This window comes from Rothia sp. HMSC076D04 (assembly GCF_001814645.1).
Classification (GTDB): domain Bacteria; phylum Actinomycetota; class Actinomycetes; order Actinomycetales; family Micrococcaceae; genus Rothia; species Rothia mucilaginosa.
The window spans coordinates 1-1,959 of the sequence record NZ_KV817367.1; the positions used below are offsets into that span (position 1 = coordinate 1).

Consider the following 1,959-nt stretch of genomic DNA (forward strand, 5'->3'; position numbering starts at 1 on the left):
CTTCTTTTTTCTTATCTTGGCGTCGATTAATCTCATACCTAATAACGATGTAGACAACAGAGATAACGGTTAGCACAGAAATAATTCCGGAGAAAATAATAAATATTATTTTTAACATCGATCATTCACTCGCTCCCGCATCAGATTCAGCAGTACCAGAAGTTTGCTCTGATACACCGGTAGATTGCGTATTTGCACCATCTCGCCGAGCTTTATAACCGCTAGCCAAGGACTTGAAATTACTCTTCGAATTACCCATAACAGCGTCTTGGAAGTCCTTTGCCAGCAAGCGCTCAGCTTGGCGCTCAGAGACAGGCTTCGGGTTCCGAGCAGAGTCATTCAACAACCTGCGCTGAACCCCCTTATCTATCCAATCAACGGAAGCATTCGCCGCACGTGATGCCATATCATTAGCAACAGTCCGCTTCACGGGACCGTACAGGTATTGGCCACCCTCACTCTTTGCTGAATACTTACCCTTCACAGGAGCAGTTATAAGGCTCTTATAGAACCCGGTTGTTGCACCAGACAGAAAACTTACTGCAGCATCCTCAGCCTTAAAATTCTCCGCCTTCTTCGTGTAATCCATTACGGATCCTACACCTGCAGACAATGACTCACCCGCAACCTCCGGGGCATACTTACCAGATATATTCTGCATCCTCACCCAAGGCGCAGGGTCCTTAGTCATCCAACTAGTCTTACTCACGGAATCTCTACGGGCGCTAATAAATGAAGCAGCCTTCTGAGCAGGTTTCTGGAGGACCGAAGGTACAAACTTGCTGGAACCCGCCTTGGAAGCCATCTTCTCCGTAAAACCGTTTACCGGAATTTTGGCAAAGACTTGAGCGTGTGTAAATACTTTTGCAACACCACCAGTTACCGCACCCTTTGCTGCACCATACAATCCTTCCAAGATCACCTGACCCCAATCTATCTGACCGTTCTTTGTCTTTTCTAAGCCAGCTGCCATACCTTCCAACCCGCCAGCGAAAGCACCCCAAGCAATAGCCGCGATAAGAGGACCACCCCAAAATACAGACGCAACCACTGCCGCAACAGCAGCTACCTGCAACCAACGAGCCGCCATAATCGCACCCTTATTCTTAATGCGCTCCTGACGATACTCCTCATAATCCTCAAACGAAATCGGCGACAGACCCCACGGATCCACCAAAGAAACCGGGTTACCACCAACCAGCGAGAACGGATCAGCACCCCAACCAGCACCCACAGGCGCAACCAAAGGATCAGGCGCCGTAAAACGAGCCACACGCGAATCCACCACGCGGGCACCCAACACCTCAAAACCAGTAGAACCCAGCACCACACCCGAAGCCGCAGAAACACCAACCAGCGAATCCGGCAACACAGGAGCGGAACCAGAAGAAGCACCCTGAGCAGAAGGCACAGCAGGTGCAGCAACACCCAAAGAAGCCCAACCATACGGATCCAACAGACCAGCACCAGAACCAGCACCAGGAACCAGCGAACCCACAGAAGGCATCGACGAGCCAGCCACACCCAGCACACGCGGAACAAAAGAATTCTCATCCCACACCAGCGGGTGCATCACCGAAGCATCAAAACCAGCCACAGAACCAGTAGCGGCACCAGCACCGGTTGAGGGTACACCAAACTCAGGTACACCAGCAGGCGCACCACCGGCAGCAAGTACACGACCATCAGTAGAAGCACACAGCAAGGAGAAGGACACAGCCGAATCCTCAGCAGAACCCCACGACGCCACCGAGTTCACAAACCCAGCCGCACCATAGGTTAGCAACGAGCCGGAACCATCCGAAGAAACCTGCAGAAGACGCGAATCATTACCGTCATAGGAGAACACGCTCGTCGAGACCGGTACCAAAGTGACGCCCTCAAGCTCCACGGACTCCGGGCACTGCGGCAGCCACGCCTGAGCGTCCTCAACAGCAGAGGCAAACTCAGCCGACTGGG

The 1,959-nt window shown here is 52.4% G+C and carries 1 pseudogene; it reads right to left on the minus strand.

The features are described from left to right. Window positions 1-121 precede the first annotated feature (121 nt). Window positions 122-1,959 (minus strand): annotated as a pseudogene (locus tag HMPREF2980_RS04475) (type IV secretion protein Rhs); the annotation flags it as partial.